The sequence below is a fragment of the Pseudomonas sp. xss_2 genome (assembly GCF_043104195.1).
Taxonomy (GTDB): domain Bacteria; phylum Pseudomonadota; class Gammaproteobacteria; order Pseudomonadales; family Pseudomonadaceae; genus Aquipseudomonas; species Aquipseudomonas urmiensis.
Window position 1 is genome coordinate 1 of sequence record NZ_JBICKL010000075.1, and the last position, 25,341, is coordinate 25,341.

The window sequence follows — 25,341 nt, forward strand, 5'->3', positions numbered from 1 at the left end:
GCGCAATTCCAGGCGCCGCAGATTCGCGACTTCAGGAGGCTGAGCAGAGGTGCCTGGAGGGCCAGGTGCGCAGCACCCTTCGGCGCAGCCGAAGGCGCGAGATGTAGATTTGCGCAGCAAATCGTAGGCCGCGCGGGCCCGGAAGGCGCCGGCGCGAAGGGACCCGTAGCGCAGCGGAGGGCCGTATGTAGGAGCGAGCGGTTTTGCTTACTTTTCCCAAGAGAAAAGTAAGCCGCCGTAAAGGCGGAAGGGGCCAGTGGCATCGCCACATCAAATGGATATGCTCCAATAGCCCCAAGCCCCAAGCCCCAAGCCCCTCAGGTATGAACCCAAGAATTCTGACTCCCCACCAACGCAAATCGACTCAACGGCACCAGCTCCCGCTCTGCCGTTTTCCATGCATCGATATCCACATACAGCCAGCTCCCTGTACGCGGCATGCCGTACAGCTTTCGCAATTGCCGCAAGCGATACAACTCTGGTAGCAGCCGATCAACGATATCCGTGAACAGCCCCGGCCCGGTAAGCTCGCTCAAGCGACGGGCATAGGCATAAAACGCCTGCGGATCCTGCACTTTGCTCGGCCTGGAATGATAGAACTCAAGGTCTGCCTGGTACCGCGCATGCATTTCTTCAGAAATGGCCAACAAGGTAGGGTTACCTGAATGGCTGCCGATCATGCTGGTGTTGTACTGATGGTTCATGCCCAACTCTTCATTGCTCATGGCCGGCTGCACCAGCAATCCCCGGTCGTGAGTGACCAGTTCGACCTGATCGATCGCCTCCGCCGCACACCCCCCCGATGCTCCAATGCAGCCCAAGCGCAGATTGCCAGCAGTGAGCAATTGATCGTCCACATCCATGTAAAGGCCGCCACGCTGATGCAGCATCGGATAACGCAACACGTCCGAGGCCGAGGCGAAATTACAGGCAACTCCGCCATTGCCGTCGAGAGCGGCCTGATACTGGGCGTAATACTTGCTTTGTTCGAACTCCTTGAAATACGCCTGCTCCTCCAACGTCTCCACGACCAGCTCCGGCGCCTGCTCAGTCAATAGCCGCAGGTTTTGCGCGTATGCCTCCGGGTTGGCCTTGGACAGTAACAAGCTGTACCGGTACTGGCTGATCTTCAGACGACGCGCGTTTCTGGCAAGGTTTTGCACCAGTTCAGGATTGATGACCCTGTCGCCGACCCATAGCGAGAAAATCGTCTTTGGAATCGGCAAGGCTCCCTGCGCCGGGGCGGGTAGCTGGACTGGGATGGGCAGGTCCACACCCAGCGCGCGCAGGGAGAGAGTGCGCATCTGATCGGTGACTGGGCGGCTACTGGGGTTGGCAGGTTTGACGTCGAAGTCGCCGGCAGTAGCTTGGTAGTAGGTTGGTTCAACCTCATTGAGTTGGGATTGATCGAGGAACAGGTCCAGTTCCATGTCGTAGATCAAATCAAGTTCGACCAGCTCGTTACCATTGACAATGGTAAGGGCACGCAACAGGTCGGGCTTACCGTTGTATTGAGGTACCCGTGACACCGGATGGCTGAGACTTGAACCGTCCTCCAGCGCAGCAATGGGTTCAGGCTGATGGAAGTAGGCGCCGACCTTCTGTTCAGGCAAGCGGGGAGGGTCGACGGGGCTCAAGGGGTAGCCCAACTGCTCGTTGATACGACTGGGGAGGATGAAGCCGGCGCGCTTGACCTGAAAAACTTCCCCCACCTTGGCTAGCGCCTCTGTCGCCAGCGGGACGGCATTGAACAGGCCATAGACGATGTCATCCACACCTTCGGCCTTGTCCTGGAGGGTCTTGCCATTGATTGCCCGATCCAGCCCCAGGCCAAACTGGGCGAGCCCGCCGACCGCCAATAGGGGAGCCAGCCCTGGTATTACGAATGTTAGCGGCAGCAGCAGGCTGAGCGCCGAGTTGAGGAAGTCGCGCCACTTGGCTTTGCTGACCTCGCTGTCACTGGTGATGATGAAGTCGGCATCGGCATAGCTGCGCGTACGTTGGCGTTCGGTCAGCGTTTGAAAGACGTCTTCTGTGAGCAGTACGTTGTATTTTCTCGGGCGATAGTTGACGTAGTCGCGCGCTGACCAGCGGCCATCGGTAGTAAAGCCTGGTCGGTCAGACGAAAAACGGTGGATTGCCGGGTATTCGCCGATACCGGCAAGGGCGGTGTCCACACCGCTGAAGCCGAGGCCATCTGGCCCGTCGGCCAGGCTGAAATGGTGTTTCAGTGCATTGCGCTTGGCTGGGTCTTGGCATTGATGGCCAAACCAGTCCTTACACTCGAGTGTGCTGGTGAATTCCAGCAGCGGCGAACTGTTGCCGGGTATGTACAGCAAGGTCAAGTCCGTGATGGCGTCATTGATGAACAGCAGATCGGTGGTGGCATAGCCGTACACACTCAGGGTGCTCACCCGCAGTTTGCGCCCGCGTGGCATCAGACCTGCCACTCTCCAGGCCAACTTACGGGCGTCATCACTGAGGCTGCCTTGCTCGACCTGCTTATTGCAGGCGGCAATGAAGTTGAGCTTTGCGCTCAGGCGATGGCTGTGAAAGTGGTTCTGCCAGTAGTGATCCAGCTGGGTTTTATAGCGGGTACTGAAGTCCAGCGTTCCGATGAACTGCTGCAAGCCTTCGGCGCTGATTTGCAGATGCGTTGAGCGGTCGTAGCGCGCAGGCTCTGCGCGTCGGAACAATCCGTTGAACACTAGAAATGGCGCGCTATTGTCCAGCGCCCCAAGGGGTTCCAGGCGCTCGACGATGGTAAGCGGACCGTCTGGAAAACTGCCCGCCCAGGGCGCGGAGAACAGTGCACCCAAGGCATCGTTGTTAGATTCGCCCTGCCAGTTGGACAACACCGCCTGAGTCAGGCTCAGGCGCTGGGTGATCACCGCTTGGTAGCCGCGTGCGCCATCGGGACGATAATGCAGGGTCACCACATCGACCTGATCTAGGGGCACGTCCACACCGTTGCGTGCAGCCCACTCGCCAAGCGCCTGGCTGGCTGCACGGTCAGGGCGGGGGAAGTTGGCCAGATGGTCGCGCACGTACTGCACACCGGCCGTGTTGATCGTAGCTATGGGCATGTCGCTCACCTTGCTGAGAAGAGAGCGATAGGTTTGCCGATCAGGCAGACGCCCGCGTGGTACATAACGCTCACCCCGTCAGGTCGTTCGCCAGCTGTGGGCATGGCCAATTTCTGCGATCCGGCCCAATGGCAAGCGGGTGTGCACAACGTTCACGAACTCACTCAGGTCAAGCGCTTGATGCAGGTCGCGCAACGGCGAAATCACCAGTACGCAAAGCTCACGCAGCTGGCGCAACGAGGGCAGCTCTTGGTCGATTATATCGTTGAGCACGTGTGGCCCGGTCAGTCGGCTGAGGCGGCGGGCATAGGCATTGAATGCCATCGGCTCCAGGTCAGGGTCGGGGCGCACATCGTAGAAGGTTGGGTCTTGGGCGAAACGTTCGAGGATTTCCTGGGAAATGGCGTCTAGTGTTGGATTGGCCGGGTGGCTGCCGAGCAAGCTGTTGTTGTACTTGAAGTACATGCCCAGTTGTTCGTTGGATACCGGCGGGGCGAGCAGCAGTTCCTGAGCGCTGGCGCGCAGCTCGAGCTGGTCCAGCCTGTTCTCGGGGCCCTTGAGCGATTCGGTTTGTAGCAGACGATCGTCTGCATCGATGTAGAGCCCGCCGGTCTCGTTAAGTAGCCGATACCGCAGGATGTCGCTGGCCGAGCTGAAGTTGGTCGCAGCCCCGCCGTTACCGTTGATTGCAGCCTGATACTGGGCGAAGTACGGCGAGCGGCTGAAGTCTTGGTAGAACTTTTCGCTTTCCAGAGGCTTGATTATCAATGTAGGGGCTTTGGCTGTGAGCAATGTGCGGTTTTGCCGGAAGACGCTAGGGTTCATTCGCGACAGGTAGAGCTGATAGCGGTAGTTACTGTTCGCCAAGACGTGCGCGTTGTGCTCCAGGGCAGCGAGAAACTCCTCTCCAATGACTCGGTCACCTACCCAGATGCTTGAGATGAGCCGGGGGATAGGTTGGCGTGCGACCTTGTCGTAGGCCGCAAGATCGATAGGCAAGTGCAGGGCAATACCCAGCCTGCGAAGGCTGCGCATACGTTGTTGGTCTGTGACCAGGCGGCCACTGGTGCGCCTTACCAGCGCTGTGGGAGTAGTTGAATTGGTGACCCATCTTGGGGGGTTGACCAGCGTCAGGTCGTCGCTGCGGATGAAACTGTCACTTTCGAGATCGTAGTACACCGAGGCGCTGACAGGTCCTTGGGGCTCTTCGAGAATTGCTGAAAAACGTGGGGTGAACTGGGCATTGATGTACGTGCTGACGGGAGCTCCAGGCGTGCCGACGAGGCGTGGATCGTCGCGAAAGGCCAGCTCCGCCGGTTGCAGCTCCAGCTCCACAGGGGAGGAGGGGTTAGGGATCGGCGCATCGCCAAGCACTTCGCGCAGGCGCGGTGACAGGTGGAAGCCTGGGCGGCTGTAGCGAAAGATGGCGTCTGATCGGGCCAGGATGTTTGTGGCTGCTGGTAGCGCGTTGAACAAGCCGAAGGTTTGGCTGGCGACACCCTCGGCTTTTTCTTGCAGGGTCTTGCCATTGATTACTTGGTCCAGCCCCAGGCTGAACTGGGCCAATCCACCAACGACCAGCAGTGGGGCGAGCTCTGGGACCACCAGCACCAATGGCGCCAAAAGTCCCATCGCGACATCCAGGTAACTGCCCCATTTGGACTTGTTGACCTGGTGATTGGTGATGATTCGACTGTCGGCATCCTGGTAGCTGCGATATTTGTAGCGCTGGGCAAGGTGCTGGAACAGGTCGCCCTGTATCGGCGGGCTGTATCGAGCAACCTTGTAGTTGATCATCTCATTGGGCTGCCACAGACCGCTGGTGGCAAAGCCACTGGCATTGCTGCTCAAACGGTGCGCATTGGGATACACGCCCAGGCCTTGCAAAGCAGTATCCAGGCCACTGAAATCCAGGCCGTCTGGCCAGTCGGCGCGGGCGAAACAATCGAGTAGGGCATGGCGTCGGGTAGGATCCTGGCACTGCTTGGCGAACCACTGTTTCATGGCTGACTGGTCGGTGAACTCGTGCAAGGGGGAAGCGTTGCCGGGCAGGTAGAGCAGGGTGAAATCACTGTCCGCGTGTTTCAGGTACAGGATCGAGGTGGCGCTGTAGCCGTAGACGTTGAGCATCGACGCCTGAAGCGGTGTGCCGCGCTGGCGAATCAGCCCCAACGCCTGCCACGCCAGGCGCCGCCCCTGTTCCGACAGGCTGCCTTGCTCGACTTGCTTGTTGCAGGCGGCGATCAAGCTGATCTTCAGTGCTCGTTGATACAGCGCCAGGTGATGCTTCCAGTAGTCATCCAGGGCTTGCTTGAAGCGTTGGTGAAAATGCAGGCCCCAGATGAATGACTGAAAGTCCTCTGCACGTATGCCTATCTGCGTTGCCGGTCCATATTCGGCAATTGCCTTGCGCAGATACAGGCCATTGAATACCAGGTATTCGGAGAAGTTGGATGGCGCCCCGGGAGTGTGCAGATGATCGACCAGCCTGACCGTGCTGCTTGGCGCCATGCCAGCCCAGTTGCCGTAGTGGAAGCCGTGGTATCCCTCGGCAGGTTCACCTTGCCAGTTACTCAGTAGTGCCTGGACCAGGTTCATCTTTTGACTGACTACAGCGTGGTCACCCTGCAGTGCTGGCGAACCCGCGTTGCGCGCGCTTTGGTAATGCAGGGTGACCACTTCGATGTCTGTGGGAGAGGTGGTTACCCCACGTTCACTCAACCAGTCTTTGAGCAGCGCTTGGGCTTGTTGGTCAGGGCGCGGAAAGTTCTCAAGGGCTTCGCGCACCAACTCAGCTGGTGAGGTTTTGAGATAAGACATGGCGGGCTGATCCAGAGCTGTAAAGCTCAAGGTTCGCCCAGAGCAGCGGCTAGCAGGCACTAGATAGTGCTACGCCCGCCAGTCATACATTTGCCCGTCAGGGCTGCGCATCGAGTCATACCTTAGGTAACTAATTATTTCCTCGACCTGTGGGCAAGCCCAGTACAGAAGGGCTGATATCACGCTCGCTGACGAACTCGTCGTTGAAGCCCGCCGGGACTTTGCCGCGTAGCTGCCAGGCGAAGGCAATGATTTCGGCGATGGTCAGGTACAACGCTTCGGGAATCTGCTCGCCCAGCTCCAGGCGTGCCAGCAGGCGGACCAGCTCGGCGTTCTCGTAGATTGGTACTTCGTGTTCGCGGGCGATCGCCAGGATCGCTTCGGCCAGGGCGTCATCGCCCTTGGCGCTGAGGGTGGGCGCCTGCTGGCCGTCATAGCTCAGCGCGATGGCCTGACGTGGCGGTTGCTTGCTCATGCGGTTTCGTCCACCCAGCGTTGCTCCAGTCGGGTCCGAGGGCCTTGCGGCGGGATACCGGGGCGGCACTCCAGATCCCCTACATCCAGGCCACGCTGGAGCAGACGCTCTCGCAGGTGGCCCAGTTGGCTGTCGATCAGCTCGGCGGTGCGCGGTAGCTCCGCCCACAACTGCCCGGACAGCCGGCCTTGGCTCAGTTGCGCCTGCACCTGCAACGGGCCAAGCGGGGCCAGGTCGAATGCCAGCTCGATGCGCCATAGCGATTGCTGTGGATCACGTTGCTCACGCTGCGGGTCGGCTTGCTGCTGCGGCGTCTCCTCGCGTTGCAGTTTGACCTGCAAGGGGATGAAGTCCTGGCCATGACGCACGGGGATCTCGGTTTGCCAGGTGGTCTGCAGGTTGCCGTTATCCAGCGTACCGGTCTGCTGCAAGCTGGACAGGGCATGGCTTTGCAGGCGCGAGATGGCGGCGGCGGCCAGGCGCAGCAGCTGTTGCAGGTCGGCCTCCTGCTCAAGGTTTTGCAGCAGGCGCGAGGGCAGCGGAAAGCTACCCGGTTGTGGCCGCGGGCTAACCTTGTCGAGCATCCCCAAGGCACTGCGCGCCATGCCAGGCAGCACTTGGGCCAGGGTGTTAGCGGCAATGGTCGGATTGAGCATTGGGTTGCCCGGCACGCCGGGCAAAGCTTGCGCCACCAGCCTGACCAACTGCGCCTTGAGGTCGGGCACGATGCCTGCGCTCAAGCCGCCCAGCAGTTTCGCCTCGAGAAATGCGCCGCTGTTGTTCAGCGCTTGCGCCACCGCCTTGGCATCGCCCAGTTGACTGGCCTGCGGCAGGCTGGCCAACAGGCGCTCGGCGCTGGCGCGCAGTTCGCCAGTGCCACCAGGGCTGCTGGTCAATTGTTGCAGCGCGTTCAATACCCCTGGCAGCGATGCCTGTCGGCTCTGTTGCGAGGCCAACTGCTGGGAGACCAGCAATTGATCCTGACGACCGCTCAGCGGCACGAAACGCAAAGATTGATCGCTTTGCACCAAGGCGCTGAGCAGGCTGCCGACCGCCAGTGGCCGGGGGCTTTCGATGCTCAAGGTGGCGCCGGCCTGGCTGCTGTTGAGCAGGCTGACCAGCGAACGGAAACTGGCCGCCTCGCCAGGATTGACCGGCAGCGCTTGGTTAGTCAGCACTTTGCCTTGCAGCAGGGTGCCCACCGGTATTTGTGCGGTGTCCAGGCGGGTGAGGGTGGCGACGTTGCTGGCGTTGGCCTGCTGCACCATGACCGCCAGGCGGTTGCCGTCAGCCTGGCTGACCATCAACTGAGTGCCGGGTGGCAGTGGCTGGCTGGCAGTGGTCTGAACTTGGCTCTGGGTACCGTTGGCCAGGGTCAGGCGCAGCAGCAACTGGAAGTCGACGCCCAGCTGGCGCAAGGACATTACCTCGGCCTTGGCCGTTTCGCCAGGCGGCACGAGACCGGGCTGCGGCTGCAGCAGGCGCAGCAGTTCGCCGGTCATGGCGGCCTTGGCCGCTTGCGGGCCTAGCGCGGTTTGTGCGCCGAGACTATTGATTTCGGTCATGATTGTATACAACCTGTGGAGCCAGCCCTCTTGGCAGCGAGTCGTCGCATGTAATAATGCCGCCCGCGCCGCCCGCCACTGCCCACTATAACGGCAGGGCAGGGGGTGACTTGAGATATTGGCCGAGACCCGACACAGAATAAGGCGAAACCGTGACCCTGGACCTTCAAGCCACTGGCCTGGCCTGCGAGCGCGACTGGCGCCTGCTGTTCGAGCACCTGGATTTTCAGCTGCGCCCTGGCGACATGCTCCAGGTCAGCGGCCCTAACGGCAGCGGCAAGACCAGTCTGCTGCGCCTGTTGGCGGGGTTGATGCAGCCGACTGCCGGACAGATCCTGCTCAATGGCCAGCCGTTGACCGAGCAGCGCCATGCCCTGGCCAGCATCCTCTTGTGGATCGGCCATGCCGCTGGCATCAAGGACCTGCTCACTGCCGAAGAGAACCTCGCCTGGCTGTGCGCCCTGCACCAGCCCGCCACCCCCGAGGCTATCTGGCAGGCGCTGGCAGCGGTGGGCCTGCGCGGCTTCGAGGATGTGCCGTGTCACACCTTGTCGGCCGGCCAGCAGCGCCGCGTGGCGCTGGCTCGACTGTATCTGCACAGCCCACCGCTGTGGATCCTCGACGAACCGTTCACTGCCCTGGATAAACAGGGTGTGGCTCAGCTTGAGGCGCATCTGGCGGCCCACTGCGAAGCCGGTGGCACGGTCGTGTTGACCACCCATCACACCCTCGAGCGCAAGCCGTCCGGTTATCGTGAACTGAATGTGGGGCAGTGGGCGGCATGAGCGTATTTGTCCTGTTGTTGCGGCGCGAGGCCCGCTTGTTGTTCCGCCGCCCGGCGGAGTTGGCCAACCCCTTGGTGTTCTTCGCGATCGTGGTCGCCTTGTTTCCACTGGCGGTCGGCCCTGAGACACAATTGTTGCAAACCTTGTCGCCGGGGCTGGTCTGGGTCGCCGCTTTGCTGGCGGTATTGCTCTCGCTGGACGGGCTGTTTCGCAGTGATTTCGAGGACGGCTCACTCGAGCAATGGGTGCTGTCGCCGCATCCGTTGCCGATGCTGGTGCTGGCCAAGGTGCTGGCGCACTGGATCTTTTCCGGGCTGGCGCTGGTATTGTTGGCTCCGCTACTGGCACTGATGCTCGGTCTGCCATCGAGTTGCCTGCCGGTGTTGCTCGCCTCGCTGCTGCTGGGCACGCCGATACTGAGTTTGCTCGGTGCGGTGGGCGCGGCGCTGACGGTCGGTCTCAAGCGCGGCGGTTTGCTGCTGGCGTTGCTGATCTTGCCGTTGTATATCCCAGTATTGATCCTGGGCAGTGGCGCCTTGCATGCGGCGTTGCAGAATATGCCAGCGACCGGCCATTTGTTGTGGCTGGCCAGCCTGACTGCCCTGGCTGTGACCTTGGCACCCTTTGCGATAGCGGCCGGCCTGAAGATCAGCGTCGGCGAATAACGAGATCTGGGCCTACGGATTGACGCCTAAAGCCCAGCCAAGACCGGATGTACCCTGATGAAAATAAGCTGGACGTGGTTCCATAAGCTCGGTTCCCCCAAATGGTTCTATGCCATCAGCGGCCGCATGCTGCCGTGGCTGACCGTCGCTGCCATCGCGCTGCTGGCGGTGGGCATCACCTGGGGCCTGGCGTTCGCCCCGCAGGACTACCAGCAAGGCAACAGCTTTCGCATCATCTATATCCACGTGCCTGCTGCCATGCTGGCGCAGTCGTGCTACGTGCTGCTGGCGGTGGCCGGCATCGTCGGTCTGGTATGGAAGATGAAGATCGCCGACGTCGCCCTGCAGTGCGCGGCGCCCATTGGCGCCTGGATGACTGCGGTGGCATTGCTGACCGGGGCGATCTGGGGCAAGCCGACCTGGGGTAGCTGGTGGGTCTGGGATGCCCGCCTTACGTCGATGCTTATCCTGCTTTTCCTGTACTTCGGCATCATTGCGCTGGGCCAGGCGATCAGCAATCGTGACAGCTCGGCCAAGGCCTGCGCGGTGCTGGCGATCGTCGGCGTGGTCAATATTCCGATCATCAAGTACTCGGTTGAGTGGTGGAACACCCTGCACCAGGGCGCGACCTTCACCCTTACCGAAAAGCCCGCCATGCCGGTCGAGATGTGGCTGCCGTTGCTGCTGACGGTGTTGGGCTTCTACTGCTTCTTCGGCGCGGTGCTGCTGCTGCGCATGCGCCTTGAAGTGCTCAAGCGCGAGGCGCGCGCCAGTTGGGTCAGGGAGGAAGTGTTGAACAGTCTGGGTCAGAGGGCGGTGCGATGAGCTTTGCCTCGTTCGGCGATTTTCTCGCCATGGGCCACCATGGCCTGTACGTCTGGTCGGCCTACGGCATCTGCCTGGCCGTGCTGGCGCTCAATGTCGCGGCGCCACTGCTGGCCCGACGTCGCTACCTGCAAGAAGAGGCGCGCCGTCTGCGCCGGGAGAACAACCAGTGAATCCGCAGCGCAAGAAACGCCTGTTGCTCATCCTCGGCCTGCTGGTCGGTGTCGGCATCGCCCTTGGCTTCGCCCTGAGTGCCCTGCAGCAGAACATCAACCTGTTCTATACACCGACCCAGATCGCTAACGGCGAAGCACCACAGGACACCCGCATCCGCGCTGGCGGCATGGTCGAGAAAGGCTCGGTGCAGCGCTCGTCCGACTCGCTGGACGTACGCTTCGTGGTCACCGACTTCAACAAGTCGGTGCCAATCACCTACCGCGGCATCCTGCCTGACCTGTTCCGCGAAGGGCAGGGCATCGTCGCCCTGGGCAAACTCAATGCCCAGGGCGAGGTGGTGGCCGACGAAGTACTGGCCAAGCACGATGAGAAATACATGCCGCCAGAGGTCACCAAAGCCCTCAAGGAAAGCGGCCAGGCGGCAAATGGCGTGGAGCGCAAACCATGAACGCAGCCTTGGTAATCCCTGAACTGGGCCAGCTGGCGATGATCCTGGCGATCTGCTTTGCCGTAGTGCAGGCCAGCGTGCCGCTGCTCGGCGCCTGGCGCGGCGACAGCCTGTGGATGAGCCTGGCGCGCCCGGCGGCCTGGGGCCAGTTCGCCTTCCTCAGCTTTGCCTTCGCCTGCCTGACCCACGCCTTCATGACCGACAACTTCTCGGTCGCCTATGTCGCCAGCAACTCCAACAGCGCCTTGCCTTGGTACTACAAGTTCAGCGCGGTGTGGGGCGCGCACGAGGGCTCGCTGCTGCTGTGGGCGTTGATCCTCGGCGGCTGGACCTTTGCCGTATCGGTGTTCTCGCGCCAGTTGCCACAGGTGATGCTGGCCCGGGTGCTGGCGGTGATGGGCATGATCAGCGTCGGCTTCCTGTCGTTCCTGATCATCACCTCCAACCCGTTCCAGCGCCTGTTGCCGCAGGTGCCGACCGATGGTCGCGACCTCAACCCCTTGCTGCAGGACTTCGGCCTGATCGTCCATCCGCCGATGCTCTACATGGGCTATGTCGGGTTCTCGGTGGCCTTCGCCTTCGCCATCGCCGCCTTGCTCGGCGGCCGCCTGGATGCGGCCTGGGCGCGTTGGTCGCGGCCGTGGACCATCGTCGCCTGGGCCTTCCTCGGCGTCGGTATCACCCTGGGCTCGTGGTGGGCTTACTACGAGTTGGGCTGGGGCGGTTGGTGGTTCTGGGACCCGGTCGAAAACGCCTCGTTCATGCCCTGGCTGGTCGGCACGGCGCTGATCCACTCGCTGGCCGTCACGGAAAAACGCGGGGTGTTCAAGAGCTGGACGGTGTTGCTGGCGATTGCCGCCTTCTCGCTGAGCCTGCTGGGCACATTCCTGGTTCGCTCCGGGGTGCTGACCTCAGTGCACGCGTTTGCCGCCGACCCTTCGCGCGGCGTGTTCATCCTGATCTTCCTGCTGTTCGTGGTCGGCGGCTCGCTGACCTTGTTCGCCCTGCGCGCGCCAGTGGTCAAGAGCCACGTAGGTTTCGCCCTGTGGTCGCGTGAGACGCTGCTGCTGGCCAACAACCTGGTGCTGGTGGTGGCCGCGTCGATGATCCTGCTCGGCACCCTCTACCCACTGGTGCTCGATGCCCTGACCGGCGCCAAGCTGTCGGTCGGCCCGCCGTATTTCGATGCCTTGTTCCTGCCGTTGATGGCGCTGCTGATGGTGGTGCTCGGTGTCGGCGTACTGGTGCGCTGGAAAGATACCCCCGGCAAGTGGCTGGCAAGCATGCTGACCCCGGTACTGATTGGCAGCGCGATCCTCGCGCCGGTCGCAGGGTTTATCGCCGACGACTTCGACTGGCCGGCGCTGGCGACCTTCGCCCTGGCGGCCTGGGTGGTTCTGGCCGGGCTGCGCGACATCCTCGACAAGACCCGCCACAAAGGCCTGGGCAAGGGCCTGCGCGGCCTGTCGCGCAGCTACTGGGGCATGCACCTGGCGCACCTGGGCCTGGCGGTGTGCGCCCTGGGCGTGGTGCTGTCGAGCAACAACAGCGCCGAGCGCGACCTGCGCATGGCGCCGGGCGAGAGTGTCGAGCTGGGCGGCTATCACTTCCTGTTCGAAGGCGCCAAGCACTTCGAGGGGCCGAACTTCATCTCCGACAAGGGCACTGTGCGGGTCTCGCGTGATGGTCGGGAGATCTCCGTGCTGCATCCCGAGAAGCGCCTGTACACCGTGCAGCAGTCGATGATGACCGAGGCCGGCATCGATGCCGGCTTCACCCGTGACCTGTATGTCGCCCTCGGCGAGCCGTTGGAGAACGGCGCCTGGGCGGTGCGGGTGCACATCAAGCCTTACGTTCGCTGGATCTGGCTGGGCGGTCTGTTGACCGGCCTGGGCGGCTTGCTGGCGGCCTTCGACCGGCGCTACCGCGTCAAGGTCAAGACCCGGGTGCGTGATGTCCTGGGCGTGTCTGGAGCAACTGCATGAAGCGTTGGATCATGGTCGTGCCATTGGCGGTGTTCCTGCTGATGGCGGTGTTTCTCTACAAGGGGCTGTTCCTCAAGCCCGACGAACTGCCTTCGGCAATGATCGGCAAGCCGTTCCCGGCGTTCTCCCTGGCCTCGGTGCAGGGCGAGCGAACCCTGACCCAGGCGGATCTGTTGGGCCGCCCGGCGCTGGTCAACGTGTGGGGCACCTGGTGCCCATCGTGCAAGGTCGAGCACCCGTACCTGAACCAGTTGGCCGAGCAGGGCGTGGTGATTCATGGCGTCAACTACAAGGACGACAACGCCGCCGCGCTTAAATGGCTGGCCGAATTCCACAACCCCTATCAGCTGGACATCCGCGATGAGCAGGGCAGCCTCGGGCTGGACCTGGGCGTGTATGGCGCGCCGGAGACCTTCCTGATCGATGCCAAGGGCATCATTCGCTACAAGCATGTCGGCGTCGTCGATGCCACGGTGTGGCGCGAGCAGTTGGCGCCGCTGTACCAGGGCCTGGTCGATGAGGCCAAGCCATGAAGCGGGGGTTGGCAGCCGCTGTGCTGGGGCTCTTTCTCGGCTTGGGCCTGGCCGGGGTGGCCAGGGCGGCCATCGATACCTATCAGTTTCGTGACGACGCCGAGCGCGAGCGCTATCAGCAACTGACCAAGGAGCTGCGCTGCCCCAAGTGCCAGAACCAGGACATCGCCGACTCCAACGCGCCGATCGCCGCCGACCTGCGCCGGGAGATCTTCCGCATGCTCGGCGAAGGCAAGAGCAATCAGCAGATCGTCGAGTTCATGGTCGACCGCTACGGCGACTTCGTGCGCTACAAACCGGCCCTGAGCGGGCGCACCTGGCTGCTCTGGTTCGGCCCAGGGATCCTTCTGCTCGGTGGCTTCGTGGTGCTGGCGGTGATCGTCCGTCGGCGTCGGCGCCCAGTGGCCGCTGGCTCCCAGGAGCTGTCTGCCGAACAACGCGAACGTCTCGCCAAACTGCTGGAAAAAGAACGTACCCATGACTGAATTCTGGCTTAGCGCGGGCCTGCTGTTGCTCGCTGCCCTCGGCTTTTTGCTGATCCCGATCCTGCGTGGCCGTCGTCGCCAGCAGGAAGAAGACCGCACCGCCCTCAACGTGGCCCTGTACCAGGAGCGGGTTGCCGAATTGACTGCACAACAGGCTGCCGGCGTGCTCGATGCCGAGCAACTGGCGAGCGGCCGCGATGAAGCGGCGCGCGAGCTGCTGGCCGATACCGAAGAGGCCCAAGCGCCGCCCCAGGGCCATCTGGGCAAGGCACTGCCGCTGCTGGCGGCGGTACTGGTGCCGGTGATGGGGTTGGGGCTGTATCTGCATTTCGGCGCTGCCGAGCAGGTCGAGCTGACCCGCGAATTCGCCGAGGCGCCCAAGTCCATGCAGGAGATGACCAGCCGTCTGGAGCGAGCGGTTCAGGCGCAGCCGGATTCTGCCGAGGGCCTGTATTTCCTCGGTCGCGCCTATATGGCCGATCAGCGCCCGGCGGACGCTGCGCGAACCTTCGAGCGCGCGGTAGCCTTGGCAGGCCGTCAGCCCGAATTGCTGGGGCAGTGGGCGCAAGCCTTGTATTTCGCGGCTGACAAGCAGTGGAGCGCGCAGGTGCAGACGCTGACCGACGAAGCCCTCAAAGCTGATCCAAAAGAAGTGACCAGCCTGGGGCTGCGTGGCATCGCTGCGTTCGAGGGCGAGCGCTATCAGGAGGCTATCGATTATTGGCAGCGCTTGCTGACGCAACTGCCCGAGGGTGATGCCTCGCGAGCGGCGTTACAAGGGGGGATCGATCGCGCCGCCGAGAAACTTTCCGCTACTGCTGGCAAGCCTGCGCAAGCGGCGCCTGCAGCGCGTTTGAAAGTGCGAGTTGAACTGGCCGCGGCGCTCAAGGACAAAGTCCAGCCGGGCGATACCGTGTTCATTTTTGCCCGCGCCAGCAAAGGCCCGCCCATGCCGGTCGCGGCCAAGCGGGTGACCATTGCGCAATTGCCAATCGACGTCGAGTTGTCCGATGCCGACGCGATGATGCCGCAGATGAAACTGTCCGATTTCAGCGAAGTCCAACTGGTTGCACGCGTCTCGCGCGCAGGCCAACCGACCCAAGGTGAATGGGTTGGCCAGAGCGCGCCGCTGAGCAACCGCACTGCCGGCACTCAGCACCTGACCATCGACAGCCCCGACCGCTAAGAGAACCCCGTCATGAACAGCACCGTCCGCTTGACCCTGATCACCCTGGCCCTGGGTCTGTCTGCGTGTACGGTGCGCGAGCCGGTCGAGCAGCCATTGCCACCGATCGAAAGCGTACCGCCGCGTCCAGGTCCGGCAGTCAAGCCGCTACCGGGCAGTCAGCCGGGTACCCAGCCGAGCAAGCCAGCGGCGATTCCCAAGCCGATGCCGCGCACCTCGGCCAGCTTCGCACCGCCACCGGGCGGCGCCAGCCACTGGGATCCGAAGCTGGGCGTGTATGTGCTGGAGAAGAAACCCAACACCTTCTACCGCCAGCGCACCTACTACCGCTATGACGGCGGCTGGAGCTGGTCGCTGAGCCCGGATGGGCCGTGGCAGGAGACCGATAGCAGTGGCGTGCCCGGAGGCCTGGGGCGTGCCTTCGCCCAATAGGGTGTCAGTCCCGGCCTCATCGCGGGGCATGTCGCAGCGATGAGACCGGGATTGGCCTGCTAGAATTCGCTAACCAATACAGTACAGTCAGCGCCTAATTCTCCAATTGACTGTACTGACCACTAACCGCGCATAATCCCCCCTCGCATTGAGCCGGAGGGGTGCATGAGCAAGACAGTCCTGGTACTGGTTGAAACCGTCGACGATTACCTGCCATTGCTCGAACAGGCCGGCTACCGCCTGATTCGCGCGCCATCGCCACAACTGCGCGCCGACGCCATCGTGCGCCATGCCGGCGAGATCGATGCAGTCCTTACCCGCGGGCCACTGGGCCTGACCGCCGCTGAAATCGACGCCCTGCCCAAGTTGCAGATCATCTGCGTGATCGGCGCGGGCTACGAGCAGGTCGACTTGCCTGCCGCAGCGGCGCGCGGCATTACCGTGACCAATGGCGCTGGCGCCAATGCGCCAGCCGTCGCCGACCACACCCTGGCCCTGCTGCTGGCCCTGCTGCGCGATATCCCCCGCGCCGATGCCAGTACCCGCCGCGCTGAGTGGAACCGGGTCATCAGCCCTTCGGTGTCGGGCAAGCGCTTAGGGATTCTCGGCCTGGGTGCGGTCGGGCTGGCGATTGCCAAGCGTGCATCGCTGGGTTTTGACATGCCCATCAGTTACCACAGTCGCACCCCGCGTGAAGACGTTGCATACAGCTGGTACGACAGCCCGCAACACCTGGCCGAGGCGGTCGATATTCTGGTGGTCGCCACCCCGGGCGGTGCCAACACCCACCATCTGGTTGACGCGCAGGTGCTTCAGGCGCTGGGTGCCGAGGGCTATCTGGTCAATATCGCCCGTGCCAGCGTGGTCGACACCCAGGCGCTGGTCGAAGCCTTGCAGCAAGGCACGATCGCGGGCGCTGCCTTGGATGTGTTCGATGACGAGCCGGCAGTGCCCGATGCGCTCAAGGCGCTGGGCAACACCGTGCTGACGCCTCACGTTGCCGGGCAGTCGCCGGAGGCTGCACGCGATACCGTGGCCCTGGTGCTGCGTAACCTGCAGGCATTCTTCGCTGGCGAGCCGGTATTGACCCCAGTTCGTCCTTGAGCTTTTTCGTTTTCCGTCCGTGGAGCTTTTGCATGCAACTTGAGATCTTCCAGGTAGATGCGTTTTCCGCCCAGCCCTTTGGTGGCAACCCGGCAGCGGTGATCCCCCTTGAAAACTGGCTGCACGATGAGCTGCTGCAACGCATTGCCGAAGAGAACAATCTGTCCGAGACCGCTTATTTGGTGAAAAACCAGGCGGGCTATGACTTGCGCTGGTTCACCCCGACGGTGGAGGTCGACCTGTGTGGGCATGCGACCTTGGCGGCAGCTTGGGTGCTGTTCGAGCAATTGGGGGAGCAGGATGAGGTGTTGCGGTTCAATACCCGCAGCGGTGAGTTGCGCGTCAGCCGTGGCGCTGATGGCTTGCTGGCGATGGATTTCCCGGCCAAACAGCCGGTGGCGGTCGAGACGCCGTCGGGCTTGCTCGAAGCGCTCGGCTTGAGCCGCGCTCGCGGGGTCTATCGCACAGACGATTATTTGGTGGTGATTGACGATGCCTCGCTGATCGAAACCCTGGCGCCGGACTTCGTCGCGTTGGCCGGGTTCGATGTGCGCGGGATCGCGGTGACCGCGCCGGGCCGTGGGTATGATTTCGTCACCCGTTGGTTCGGGCCGCGCGTAGGGGTCAATGAAGACCCAGTGACCGGTTCTGCCCACACCTCGCTGGCGCCATACTGGGCCGAGCGCCTGGATCAGAGCAGCCTGAGCTGCGAGCAGGGTGGCGCGCGCAAGGGCCAATTGCACTGCCAGGTGCCTGGTAATGGCCGGGTGATCATCAGTGGCAAGGGCGCGTTGTATCTTCGCGGGACAATATTCATCTGACCATTGAGGCGGGTAGGCGCTTGGCTTGCTCCTTCAAGCGCTTCCCCGTATCGGCAATAACCGCTCGAATAAACCGCCACGCCCCTCTGCTCGCCCTCCAGGCAAGTGCGCTACAATCCGCCCCTTGTACCCAGTTCAATGATTTTGAAGGAAAACCATGACGTTCAAGGCGCCGGACAGCCTCTCCGAGCAGATCGCCCATCACCTGGCCGAGCGGATCATCCGCGGCGAGCTGGCGCCGGGCGAACGCATCCAGGAGCAAAAAGTCACCCAGGCCCTGAACGTCAGCCGCGGCTCGGTGCGCGAGGCGCTGTTGATCCTCGAACGTCGTCATCTGGTGGCGATCCTGCCGCGTCGTGGCGCCCATGTGACCACACTCGACGAGCGCAGTGTGCGCAGCCTGTGCGCGCTGATGGGCGAGTTTTACATCCTGTTGGGCAATGCCGTCGCGCAGAAATGGCGGACTGACAGCGACCTGCTGCCGTTCCTGGCGATTCAGCAGCGCCTGCAGCAGGCCTACAGCAGTACCGACATCAAGACCTTCGTCGCCGAAAGCTTTGCCGTGATGCGCGCCGCCTATCCGTTCGCCGACAATCCGTACCTGCAAGAAACCGTAGAAAACCTGCAGCCGGCCATGAGCCGCGCCTATTACCTGGCCCTGGATCAGCGCCAGGCGAACATGCTCGATTACCTCGAGCTGTTCTCGCGCCTGCTCGAGGCTGTGGTCGCGCGCGATCTGCCGCGCATCCGCGAGGTGCTGGTCGCCTACTGCCAGCGCAGCTGCGAGCTGGTGCTGGCGGCGTTGGCGCGGACCTGATCGATGCGCCTCAAGTGCATTCGCCTGGCCGGGTTCAAGTCGTTCGTCGACCCGACCACGGTCAACTTCCCCAGCAATATGGCCGCTGTGGTCGGGCCCAATGGCTGCGGAAAGTCCAACATCATCGATGCGGTGCGCTGGGTGATGGGCGAAAGCTCGGCGAAAAACCTGCGTGGCGAGTCGATGACCGACGTCATCTTCAATGGCTCGACCAGCCGCAAGCCGGTCAGCCAGGCCAGCATCGAGCTGGTGTTCGATAACAGCGACAACACCCTGGTCGGCGAATACGCCGCCTACGCCGAGATCTCGATCCGGCGCAAAGTGACGCGCGATGCGCAGAACACCTATTACCTCAACGGCACCAAGTGCCGTCGGCGTGACATCACCGATATCTTCCTTGGCACCGGCCTGGGCCCGCGCAGCTACTCGATCATCGAGCAGGGCATGATCTCCAAGCTGATCGAGGCCAAGCCTGAAGAACTGCGCAACTTCATCGAGGAAGCAGCGGGCATCTCCAAGTACAAGGAGCGCCGCCGCGAGACCGAGACACGCATTCGCCGCACCCAAGAGAACCTGGCGCGCCTGACCGACCTGCGCGATGAGCTGGAACGCCAGCTCGAACGCCTGCACCGCCAGGCCCAGGCCGCCGAGAAGTACCGCGAGTACAAGGCCTGCGAGCGTCAGCTCAAAGCGCGCCTGTCGGCCCTGCGCTGGCGCGATCTGGACCAGCGGGTGGGCCAGCGTGAAACCATCATCGGCGATCAGGAAGTGGCCTTCGAGGCCCTGGTGGCCGAGCAGCGCAATGCTGATGCGAGTATCGAGCGCCTGCGTGATGGCCATCATGAGCTGTCCGAACGCTTCAATCAGGTGCAGGGGCGTTTTTATTCGGTGGCCGGTGATATTGCCCGCGTCGAGCAGAGCATCCAGCACGGCCAGCAGCGCCTGCGTCAGTTGCAGGATGATCTGAAAGAAGCCGAGCGCACCCGCCTGGAAACCGAGTCTCACCTGGGCCACGACCGTACCTTGCTGGCCACCCTCGGTGAAGAGCTGGCGATGCTCGAGCCGGAGCAGGAAATGACCCTGGCCGCCGCCGAGGAGGCCGCCGCCACCCTGGAAGAAGCCGAGCTGGGCATGCACGGCTGGCAGGAGCAGTGGGACAGCTTCAATACCCGCTCGGCCGAACCCCGGCGGCAGGCCGAGGTTCAGCAGTCGCGCTTGCAGCAACTCGAATCCAGCCTTGAGCGGCTCTCTGAGCGCCAGCGCAAGTTAGGCGAGGAACGCGACCAGCTTGGCGCCGACCCGCAGGACGCCGCTACGCTTGAGCTGACCGAGCAGGTTGCCAGCAGCGAGCTGCTGCTCGAAGAGCTGCAGATGGCCGAGCAGGAGGTGGTCGAGCGCCTGGAAGGAGTGCGTGAGCAGCTCCAGCAAACGACTAAGGCACATCAGCAGTTGCAGGGCGATCAGCAGCGTCTGGGCGGTCGCCTGGCGTCTCTCGAAGCGTTGCAGCAAGCGGCCCTGGAGCCTGCCGCTGGCGCCGCCGACTGGCTGCGCGGCCAAGGCCTTGAGCAACGCCCGCGACTGGCCGAGGGGCTACGTGTCGAGCCAGGTTGGGAGCTGGCGGTGGAAACCGTGCTGGGCGCCGACCTGCAAGCGGTGCTGGTGGATGACTTCACCCAACTTGATTTCGCCGCGCTCGAGCAGGGCGATCTGCGCCTGCTGCTGGCTGAAGGCGAGGCGGCGCGGCTGCCGGGCAGCCTGCTGGACAAGGTCGAGGGGCGCACTGACCTGAGCCCCTGGCTGGGGCAGGTGCGTCCGGTAGAAAACCTGGAGCAGGCACTGGCTCAGCGTGCCGGCTTAAGCGAAGGGCAGAGCCTGGTCAGTCGCGATGGTTACTGGGTGGGGCGGCATTTCTTGCGGGTCAGCCGCGCCGGTGAGGCCGAAGGCGGCGTGCTGGCGCGCGGGCAGGAAATCGAACGCCTGGCCCACGAGCAGCTGGAGCAGCAGGCCCTGCTCGAACAACTGGAGCAGCAGCTCCAGGGGCAGCGCGAGCAGCAGCGGGATCTGGAAGAGCAGCGCGAGCAATTGCGCCGCCGCAGCCAGGATGAGAACCGCCAGCAGGGTGAGCTCAAGGCCCGCCTGTCCGCTGGCCGCGCCCGCGCCGAACAGTTGGAACTGCGCCGCCGCCGTCTCGAAGAAGAGCTCACCGAGCTAAACGAACAACGCGCCATCGAGCATGAGCAGCTGGGTGAGGCGCGGCTGATTCTGCAAGAGGCCCTGGACCTGATGGCCCAGGACACCGAGCAGCGCGAGCAGTTGATGGCCCGTCGCGATACCTTGCGCGAAGGCCTCGATCGGGTCCGCCAGGAAGCGCGCCAGCACAAGGATCACGCCCATCAACTGGCGGTGCGCCTGGGCTCGTTGCGCGCCCAGCATGACTCCACCCGCCAGGCCCTGGAGCGTCTCGAGCAGCAAGCCGCGCGCCTGAGTGAGCGCCAGGAGCAGTTGAGCCTGAACCTGGAGGAGGGCGAGGCGCCGCAAGAGGAATTGCGCCTGAAGCTCGAAGAGCTGCTCGAACGGCGCATGAGCGTCGATGAAGAAATGCGTCTGGCGCGCCTGCACATGGACGAAGCCGACCGTGAATTGCGCGACGCTGAGAAGCGCCGCACCCAGGCCGAGCAACAGGCCCAGTTGCTGCGCAGCCAGCTTGAGCAGTCACGCCTGGAATCCCAAGGTCTGGTGCTGCGCCGCACCACCCTGCAGGAGCAGTTGCTCGCCGATGGCTTCGACCTGCAAGGGGTGCTCGCCACCCTCGAAGCCGACGCCAGCGAGCAGGGCACCGAGCAGGAGCTCGAGCAGGTCGAGGCGCGCATCCAGCGCTTGGGGGCGATCAACCTGGCGGCCATCGAAGAGTACCAGCAGCAGTCCGAGCGCAAGCGTTACCTGGACGCTCAGGATGCCGATCTGGTCGAAGCGTTGGACACCTTGGAAAACGTCATTCGTAAGATCGACAAGGAAACCCGCAACCGCTTCAAGGATACCTTTGATCAGATAAATGCCGGTTTACAGGCACTTTTTCCAAAAGTTTTCGGTGGCGGCAGTGCTTACTTGGAACTGACGGGCGAAGATTTACTCGATACTGGGGTGACGATCATGGCGCGCCCGCCGGGCAAGAAAAACAGCACGATCCACTTGCTGTCCGGCGGCGAAAAAGCCCTGACCGCCCTGGCGTTGGTATTTGCCATCTTCAAACTCAACCCGGCACCGTTCTGCATGCTCGATGAAGTCGATGCGCCGCTGGACGATGCCAACGTCGGGCGGTACGCCCGGCTGGTCAAGGAAATGAGCGAGACCGTGCAGTTCATCTACATCACCCATAACAAGATTGCCATGGAAATGGCCGATCAACTGATGGGGGTGACCATGCACGAACCGGGCTGTTCACGTCTTGTTGCAGTTGATGTGGAGGAAGCAATGGCCATGGTTGATACCTGATGAGCGAAGATAGGGCGTTTTCTGTAGGGAAAACCCCCTGTCATGTGCGACAGACGGTGTAAAGTTGCCTTTGGTCGTGCTAGCTTAATGTCACGTGTATTTTGCGTGGGTAAAACGCCTGTCAGAACATAGAGTTGGCGCCACGTGTTAAAGGGCTTTGAACCCTTTGTTTTCAAGCATATTTTTTATAGAGGCACGGGATTACATGGAAATCGGTCTGCGCGAGTGGCTGATCGTCATCGGCATCATTGTCATCGCCGGTATTCTTTTCGACGGCTGGCGACGCATGCGTGGCGGCAAGGGCAAGTTGAAATTCCGTCTGGATCGCAGCTACTCCAACCTGCCCGATGAAGAGGGCGGCGCCGAGGTGCTCGGCCCTGCACGCGTGCTAGAAGGCCAGCACAAAGAGCCCGAGCTGGACGAAACCGACCTGCCTTCGATGAGCGCCCCGGTGCGCGAACGCGAGCGTGAGCGCGAAGCCAAACCGGCCAAGGCGGCCAAGCGCGGCAAACGAGCCCATAGCGAGCCACAGCAGGGCGACCTGAACCTGGCGGCCGACTCGCGTGAACCCGACCTGTTCGCCGATGCCGACGATGACTACGCCGCCGAGAACAGCCGCAGCAGTGGCTCGTCTTCGTCCAGCAACAGCTCGGTCAAAGAGTTGCCGCCGGCTGAAGAAGTGCTGGTGATCAGCGTCATCTCTCGTGATGAAGGCGGCTTCAAGGGCCCAGCCCTGCTGCAGAACATCCTTGAGAGCGGTCTGCGCTTCGGCGAGATGGACATTTTCCACCGCCACGAAAGCATGGCTGGCCACGGCGAAGTGCTGTTCTCGATGGCCAACGCGGTCAAGCCGGGTATCTTCGACCTGGATGACATCGACCACTTCAGCACCCGGGCGGTGAGCTTCTTCCTCGGTCTGCCAGGCCCGCGTCATCCCAAGCAAGCCTTCGATGTGATGGTTGCCGCAGCGCGCAAGCTGGCCCATGAGCTCAATGGCGAGCTCAAGGACGATCAGCGCAGCGTGCTGACCGCGCAGACCATCGAGCACTACCGCCAGCGCATCGTCGAGTTCGAGCGCCGCGCGCTGACCCAGAAGCGCTGATCGCTCAAAGCTGTAACACCCGAGCGGGCGGATCCTGCCTCGATCCCGCCCGCGAACGATTCAAGCGCAAGAGCAGCCCCGGGGCTGCTCTTTTGCTTTGCAAGAGAAGATGACCATGAACGCCGAATCCCGAATCCATGAACTGCGTGCCGAGCTCGATCAGCACAACTACCGCTATTACGTGCTCGATGAACCCAGCGTTCCGGACGCCGAATACGACCGCTTGTTCAATGAGCTCAAGGCGCTGGAAGCCGAGCACCCGCACCTGGTAACCCCCGACTCGCCAACCCAGCGTGTCGGCGGTGCGGCGCTGGCGGCATTCAGCCAGGTGCGTCATGAGATCCCCATGCTCAGCCTGGGTAACGCCTTCGAGGAAAGCGACCTGCGCGAATTCGATCGGCGGGTGGTGGAAGGTCTCGATCAGCCAGGCGCGGTCGACTACAGCTGCGAGCCCAAGCTCGATGGCCTGGCGGTCAGCCTGCTGTACCGCGATGGCCAGCTGGTGCAGGGCGCTACCCGTGGCGATGGCAGCACCGGTGAAGACATCAGTGCCAACGTGCGGACTGTGCGCAACATCCCGCTCAAGCTGCAGGGCAGTGGTTGGCCGGCGGTGCTGGAGGTGCGTGGTGAAGTGTTCATGAGCAAGGCCGGCTTCGACCGGCTCAATGCCGCGCAAGCCGAAAGCGGCGGCAAGACCTTCGCCAACCCACGCAATGCTGCCGCTGGCAGCCTGCGTCAGCTGGATTCGAAAATTACCGCCAGCCGCCCGCTGGAGTTCTGTTGCTATGGCCTGGGCCAAGTGTCGGAAACTATCGGCGACAGCCATATCGGCATTCTTGAGCAGCTCAAGGCCTGGGGCCTGCCGATCAGTCGCGAGCTCAAGCACGCCGCAGGCATCGAAGAGTGCCTGGCCTACTACCGGGACATCGGTGCCCGGCGCAATGATCTGCCCTATGAGATCGATGGCGTGGTGTTCAAGGTCAACAACCTGGCCTCCCAGCGTGAGCTGGGCTTTCGCGCCCGCGAGCCGCGCTGGGCGATCGCCCACAAGTTCCCGGCCATGGAAGAGCTTACCGAAGTGCTCGATGTCGAGTTCCAGGTCGGCCGTACCGGTGCGGTCACGCCCGTCGCGCGCTTGAAGCCGGTGAAGGTGGCCGGCGTGACGGTGTCCAACGCGACCTTGCACAACATGGACGAAATCGCCCGCCTGGGCCTGCGCATCGGCGACACGGTGATCATTCGCCGGGCCGGCGACGTGATACCCCAGGTGATGCAGGTGGTGCTCGAACGCCGCCCCGAGGATGCCCGCCCGGTGCAGGTGCCCAGCCAATGCCCGGTGTGTGGCTCGCAGGTCGAGCGCACCCAGCTGGTCAAGCGCAGCAAGGGCAAGGAAACCACTAGCGAAGGCGCGGTGTATCGCTGCGTCGGCCGCCTGGCCTGTGCTGCGCAGCTCAAGCAGGCGATCATTCACTATGTTTCGCGCCGCGCCATGGACATCGATGGCTTGGGCGAGAAGAGCGTCGAGCAACTGGTCGACGAAGGCCTGATCCGCTCGCCAGCCGACCTGTACAGCCTCAAGTTCGAGCAAATTGTCGAGCTTGAAGGGTTTGCCGAGGTGTCCAGCAACAAACTGCTCGAAGCGATTGAGAACAGTAAACGGCCGAGCCTGGCGCGCTTCATCTATGCCCTTGGCATTCCTGATGTCGGCGAGGAGACTGCCAAGGTCCTGGCGCGCTCGCTGGGCAGTCTGGCGCGCGTACAGCAGGCGTTGCCGCAGGTGCTGACCTATCTGCCCGACATCGGCCTGGAAGTCGCCCACGAGATCCACAACTTCTTCGAAGACCAGCACAACCGCGACGTCATCCAGCAGTTGCTCGCCAGTGGCATGCAGTTGCAGGAGGAGGGCGAGCTGGCCGCGGAGTTCGCCGCCAGCACCACCTTGGCCGGGATGATCGCCAAGCTCGATATCGCCTCGGTCGGCCCGACCGGCGCTGAAAAGCTGGTGGCCAAGCTCGGTAGCCTGGACCAGATCATCGAAGCCGATGGCATCGATCTGCGCCAAGCCCTCAATAGCAAGCAGGCCGATGCCGTGCGCGAGTTCTTCAAGAGCGAGGCCAATCAACAGTTGGCGCGTGCTATCGAAGCGCAGTTGCAGGCATTTGGCATGCACTGGGCCAGCGAGAAGAAAGTGGTCGAAGGGCTGCCCCTGGCCGGCCAGACCTGGGTGCTCACCGGCAGCCTGGAGCGCATGAGTCGCGACATCGCCAAGGACAAGCTGGAAAGCCTCGGGGCCAAGGTCGCCGGTTCGGTCTCCGGCAAGACCCACTGCGTTGTCGCAGGCCCGGGTGCCGGCTCCAAGCTGGCCAAGGCCAGCGAACTGGGGGTCAAGGTGCTGGATGAAGACGCGTTTATCGCCTTCTTGACCGAGCAGGGCATCAGCGCCTGACCGCCCGACGGGACAAGTCATTGAGAAATGATGGTTTTTTCTTGAGGCAGAGGTTGTAACTTCGCCTCAGACCGGTACAATGGCGCGGCTCG

The 25,341-nt window shown here is 62.8% G+C and carries 20 protein-coding genes; 16 read left to right on the forward strand and 4 right to left on the reverse strand.

What is annotated here, in order from left to right:
• Nucleotides 1–317: 317 nt before the first annotated feature.
• The 4 genes from ACF8K2_RS18210 to ACF8K2_RS18225 all read right to left on the reverse strand — a co-directional run bounded on the left by ACF8K2_RS18210 (nt 318) and on the right by ACF8K2_RS18225 (nt 7,946).
• Nucleotides 318–3,086: a dermonecrotic toxin domain-containing protein gene (locus ACF8K2_RS18210; RefSeq protein WP_392466582.1), complete on the reverse strand. Its 2,769-nt coding sequence runs from the start codon at nt 3,084–3,086 to the stop codon at nt 318–320.
• A gap of 78 nt (nt 3,087–3,164) precedes the next feature.
• On the reverse strand, nt 3,165–5,906 hold the full coding sequence (locus tag ACF8K2_RS18215) for a dermonecrotic toxin domain-containing protein (RefSeq protein WP_392466584.1): 2,742 nt from the start codon (nt 5,904–5,906) through the stop codon (nt 3,165–3,167).
• Nucleotides 5,907–6,036: 130 nt separating this feature from the next.
• Entirely contained in the window at nt 6,037–6,381 is a 345-nt protein-coding gene (locus ACF8K2_RS18220; protein WP_392466587.1) for an EscU/YscU/HrcU family type III secretion system export apparatus switch protein, read from the reverse strand.
• Nucleotides 6,378–7,946 (reverse strand): flagellar hook-length control protein FliK, encoded by a 1,569-nt coding sequence (locus ACF8K2_RS18225; protein WP_392466590.1) that lies wholly within the window; start codon nt 7,944–7,946, stop codon nt 6,378–6,380. The genes ACF8K2_RS18220 and ACF8K2_RS18225 overlap by 4 nt, the downstream gene beginning before the upstream one ends.
• 152 nt (nt 7,947–8,098) lie before the next feature.
• On the opposite strand from ACF8K2_RS18225, the gene ccmA reads away from it, so the two are divergent.
• From ccmA to ligA, 16 genes are all read left to right on the forward strand, one after another.
• Nucleotides 8,099–8,731: a cytochrome c biogenesis heme-transporting ATPase CcmA gene (gene ccmA / locus ACF8K2_RS18230; protein ID WP_186556005.1), complete on the forward strand. Its 633-nt coding sequence runs from the start codon at nt 8,099–8,101 to the stop codon at nt 8,729–8,731.
• Nucleotides 8,728–9,396 carry a heme exporter protein CcmB gene (gene ccmB / locus ACF8K2_RS18235; RefSeq protein WP_312151499.1) on the forward strand — a complete coding sequence of 223 codons (669 nt, stop codon included), beginning with the start codon at nt 8,728–8,730 and terminating at the stop codon, nt 9,394–9,396. The genes ccmA and ccmB overlap by 4 nt, the downstream gene beginning before the upstream one ends.
• Nucleotides 9,397–9,453: 57 nt before the next feature.
• The gene (locus tag ACF8K2_RS18240) at nt 9,454–10,221 is read left to right on the forward strand and encodes a heme ABC transporter permease (protein ID WP_392466594.1); all 768 of its coding nucleotides are present in this window, start codon (nt 9,454–9,456) and stop codon (nt 10,219–10,221) included.
• Nucleotides 10,218–10,394 (forward strand): heme exporter protein CcmD, encoded by a 177-nt coding sequence (gene ccmD / locus ACF8K2_RS18245; RefSeq protein WP_084858204.1) that lies wholly within the window; start codon nt 10,218–10,220, stop codon nt 10,392–10,394. The genes ACF8K2_RS18240 and ccmD overlap by 4 nt, the downstream gene beginning before the upstream one ends.
• Nucleotides 10,391–10,846: a cytochrome c maturation protein CcmE gene (ccmE, locus tag ACF8K2_RS18250; RefSeq protein ID WP_186556008.1), complete on the forward strand. Its 456-nt coding sequence runs from the start codon at nt 10,391–10,393 to the stop codon at nt 10,844–10,846. The genes ccmD and ccmE overlap by 4 nt, the downstream gene beginning before the upstream one ends.
• On the forward strand, nt 10,843–12,831 hold the full coding sequence (locus tag ACF8K2_RS18255; protein ID WP_186556009.1) for a heme lyase CcmF/NrfE family subunit: 1,989 nt from the start codon (nt 10,843–10,845) through the stop codon (nt 12,829–12,831). Before ccmE ends, ACF8K2_RS18255 begins: the two co-directional genes overlap by 4 nt.
• A complete protein-coding gene (locus ACF8K2_RS18260) occupies nt 12,828–13,364 on the forward strand; it encodes a DsbE family thiol:disulfide interchange protein (protein WP_186556010.1) in 537 nt (178 codons plus the stop codon). The genes ACF8K2_RS18255 and ACF8K2_RS18260 overlap by 4 nt, the downstream gene beginning before the upstream one ends.
• Nucleotides 13,361–13,849: a cytochrome c-type biogenesis protein gene (locus tag ACF8K2_RS18265; RefSeq protein WP_186556011.1), complete on the forward strand. Its 489-nt coding sequence runs from the start codon at nt 13,361–13,363 to the stop codon at nt 13,847–13,849. Before ACF8K2_RS18260 ends, ACF8K2_RS18265 begins: the two co-directional genes overlap by 4 nt.
• Nucleotides 13,842–15,035, forward strand: a complete 1,194-nt coding sequence (ccmI, locus tag ACF8K2_RS18270; RefSeq protein WP_392466599.1) for a c-type cytochrome biogenesis protein CcmI — start codon at nt 13,842–13,844, stop codon at nt 15,033–15,035. The genes ACF8K2_RS18265 and ccmI overlap by 8 nt, the downstream gene beginning before the upstream one ends.
• A 12-nt stretch (nt 15,036–15,047) precedes the next feature.
• The gene (locus tag ACF8K2_RS18275) at nt 15,048–15,467 is read left to right on the forward strand and encodes a hypothetical protein (RefSeq protein WP_186556013.1); all 420 of its coding nucleotides are present in this window, start codon (nt 15,048–15,050) and stop codon (nt 15,465–15,467) included.
• A 165-nt stretch (nt 15,468–15,632) separates the two neighbouring features.
• Entirely contained in the window at nt 15,633–16,571 is a 939-nt protein-coding gene (locus tag ACF8K2_RS18280; RefSeq protein ID WP_392466602.1) for a 2-hydroxyacid dehydrogenase, read from the forward strand.
• A gap of 32 nt (nt 16,572–16,603) precedes the next feature.
• The gene (locus ACF8K2_RS18285) at nt 16,604–17,392 is read left to right on the forward strand and encodes a PhzF family phenazine biosynthesis protein (RefSeq protein ID WP_392466605.1); all 789 of its coding nucleotides are present in this window, start codon (nt 16,604–16,606) and stop codon (nt 17,390–17,392) included.
• Between the two features lie 157 nt (nt 17,393–17,549).
• Nucleotides 17,550–18,209 carry a GntR family transcriptional regulator gene (locus ACF8K2_RS18290; protein WP_392466608.1) on the forward strand — a complete coding sequence of 220 codons (660 nt, stop codon included), beginning with the start codon at nt 17,550–17,552 and terminating at the stop codon, nt 18,207–18,209.
• Between the two features lie 3 nt (nt 18,210–18,212).
• Entirely contained in the window at nt 18,213–21,701 is a 3,489-nt protein-coding gene (gene smc / locus ACF8K2_RS18295) for a chromosome segregation protein SMC (protein WP_392466609.1), read from the forward strand.
• Nucleotides 21,702–21,906: 205 nt separating this feature from the next.
• A complete protein-coding gene (gene zipA, locus ACF8K2_RS18300) occupies nt 21,907–22,803 on the forward strand; it encodes a cell division protein ZipA (protein WP_186556018.1) in 897 nt (298 codons plus the stop codon).
• Nucleotides 22,804–22,918: 115 nt separating this feature from the next.
• The gene (gene ligA, locus ACF8K2_RS18305) at nt 22,919–25,249 is read left to right on the forward strand and encodes an NAD-dependent DNA ligase LigA (RefSeq protein WP_392466612.1); all 2,331 of its coding nucleotides are present in this window, start codon (nt 22,919–22,921) and stop codon (nt 25,247–25,249) included.
• Nucleotides 25,250–25,341 lie beyond the last annotated feature (92 nt).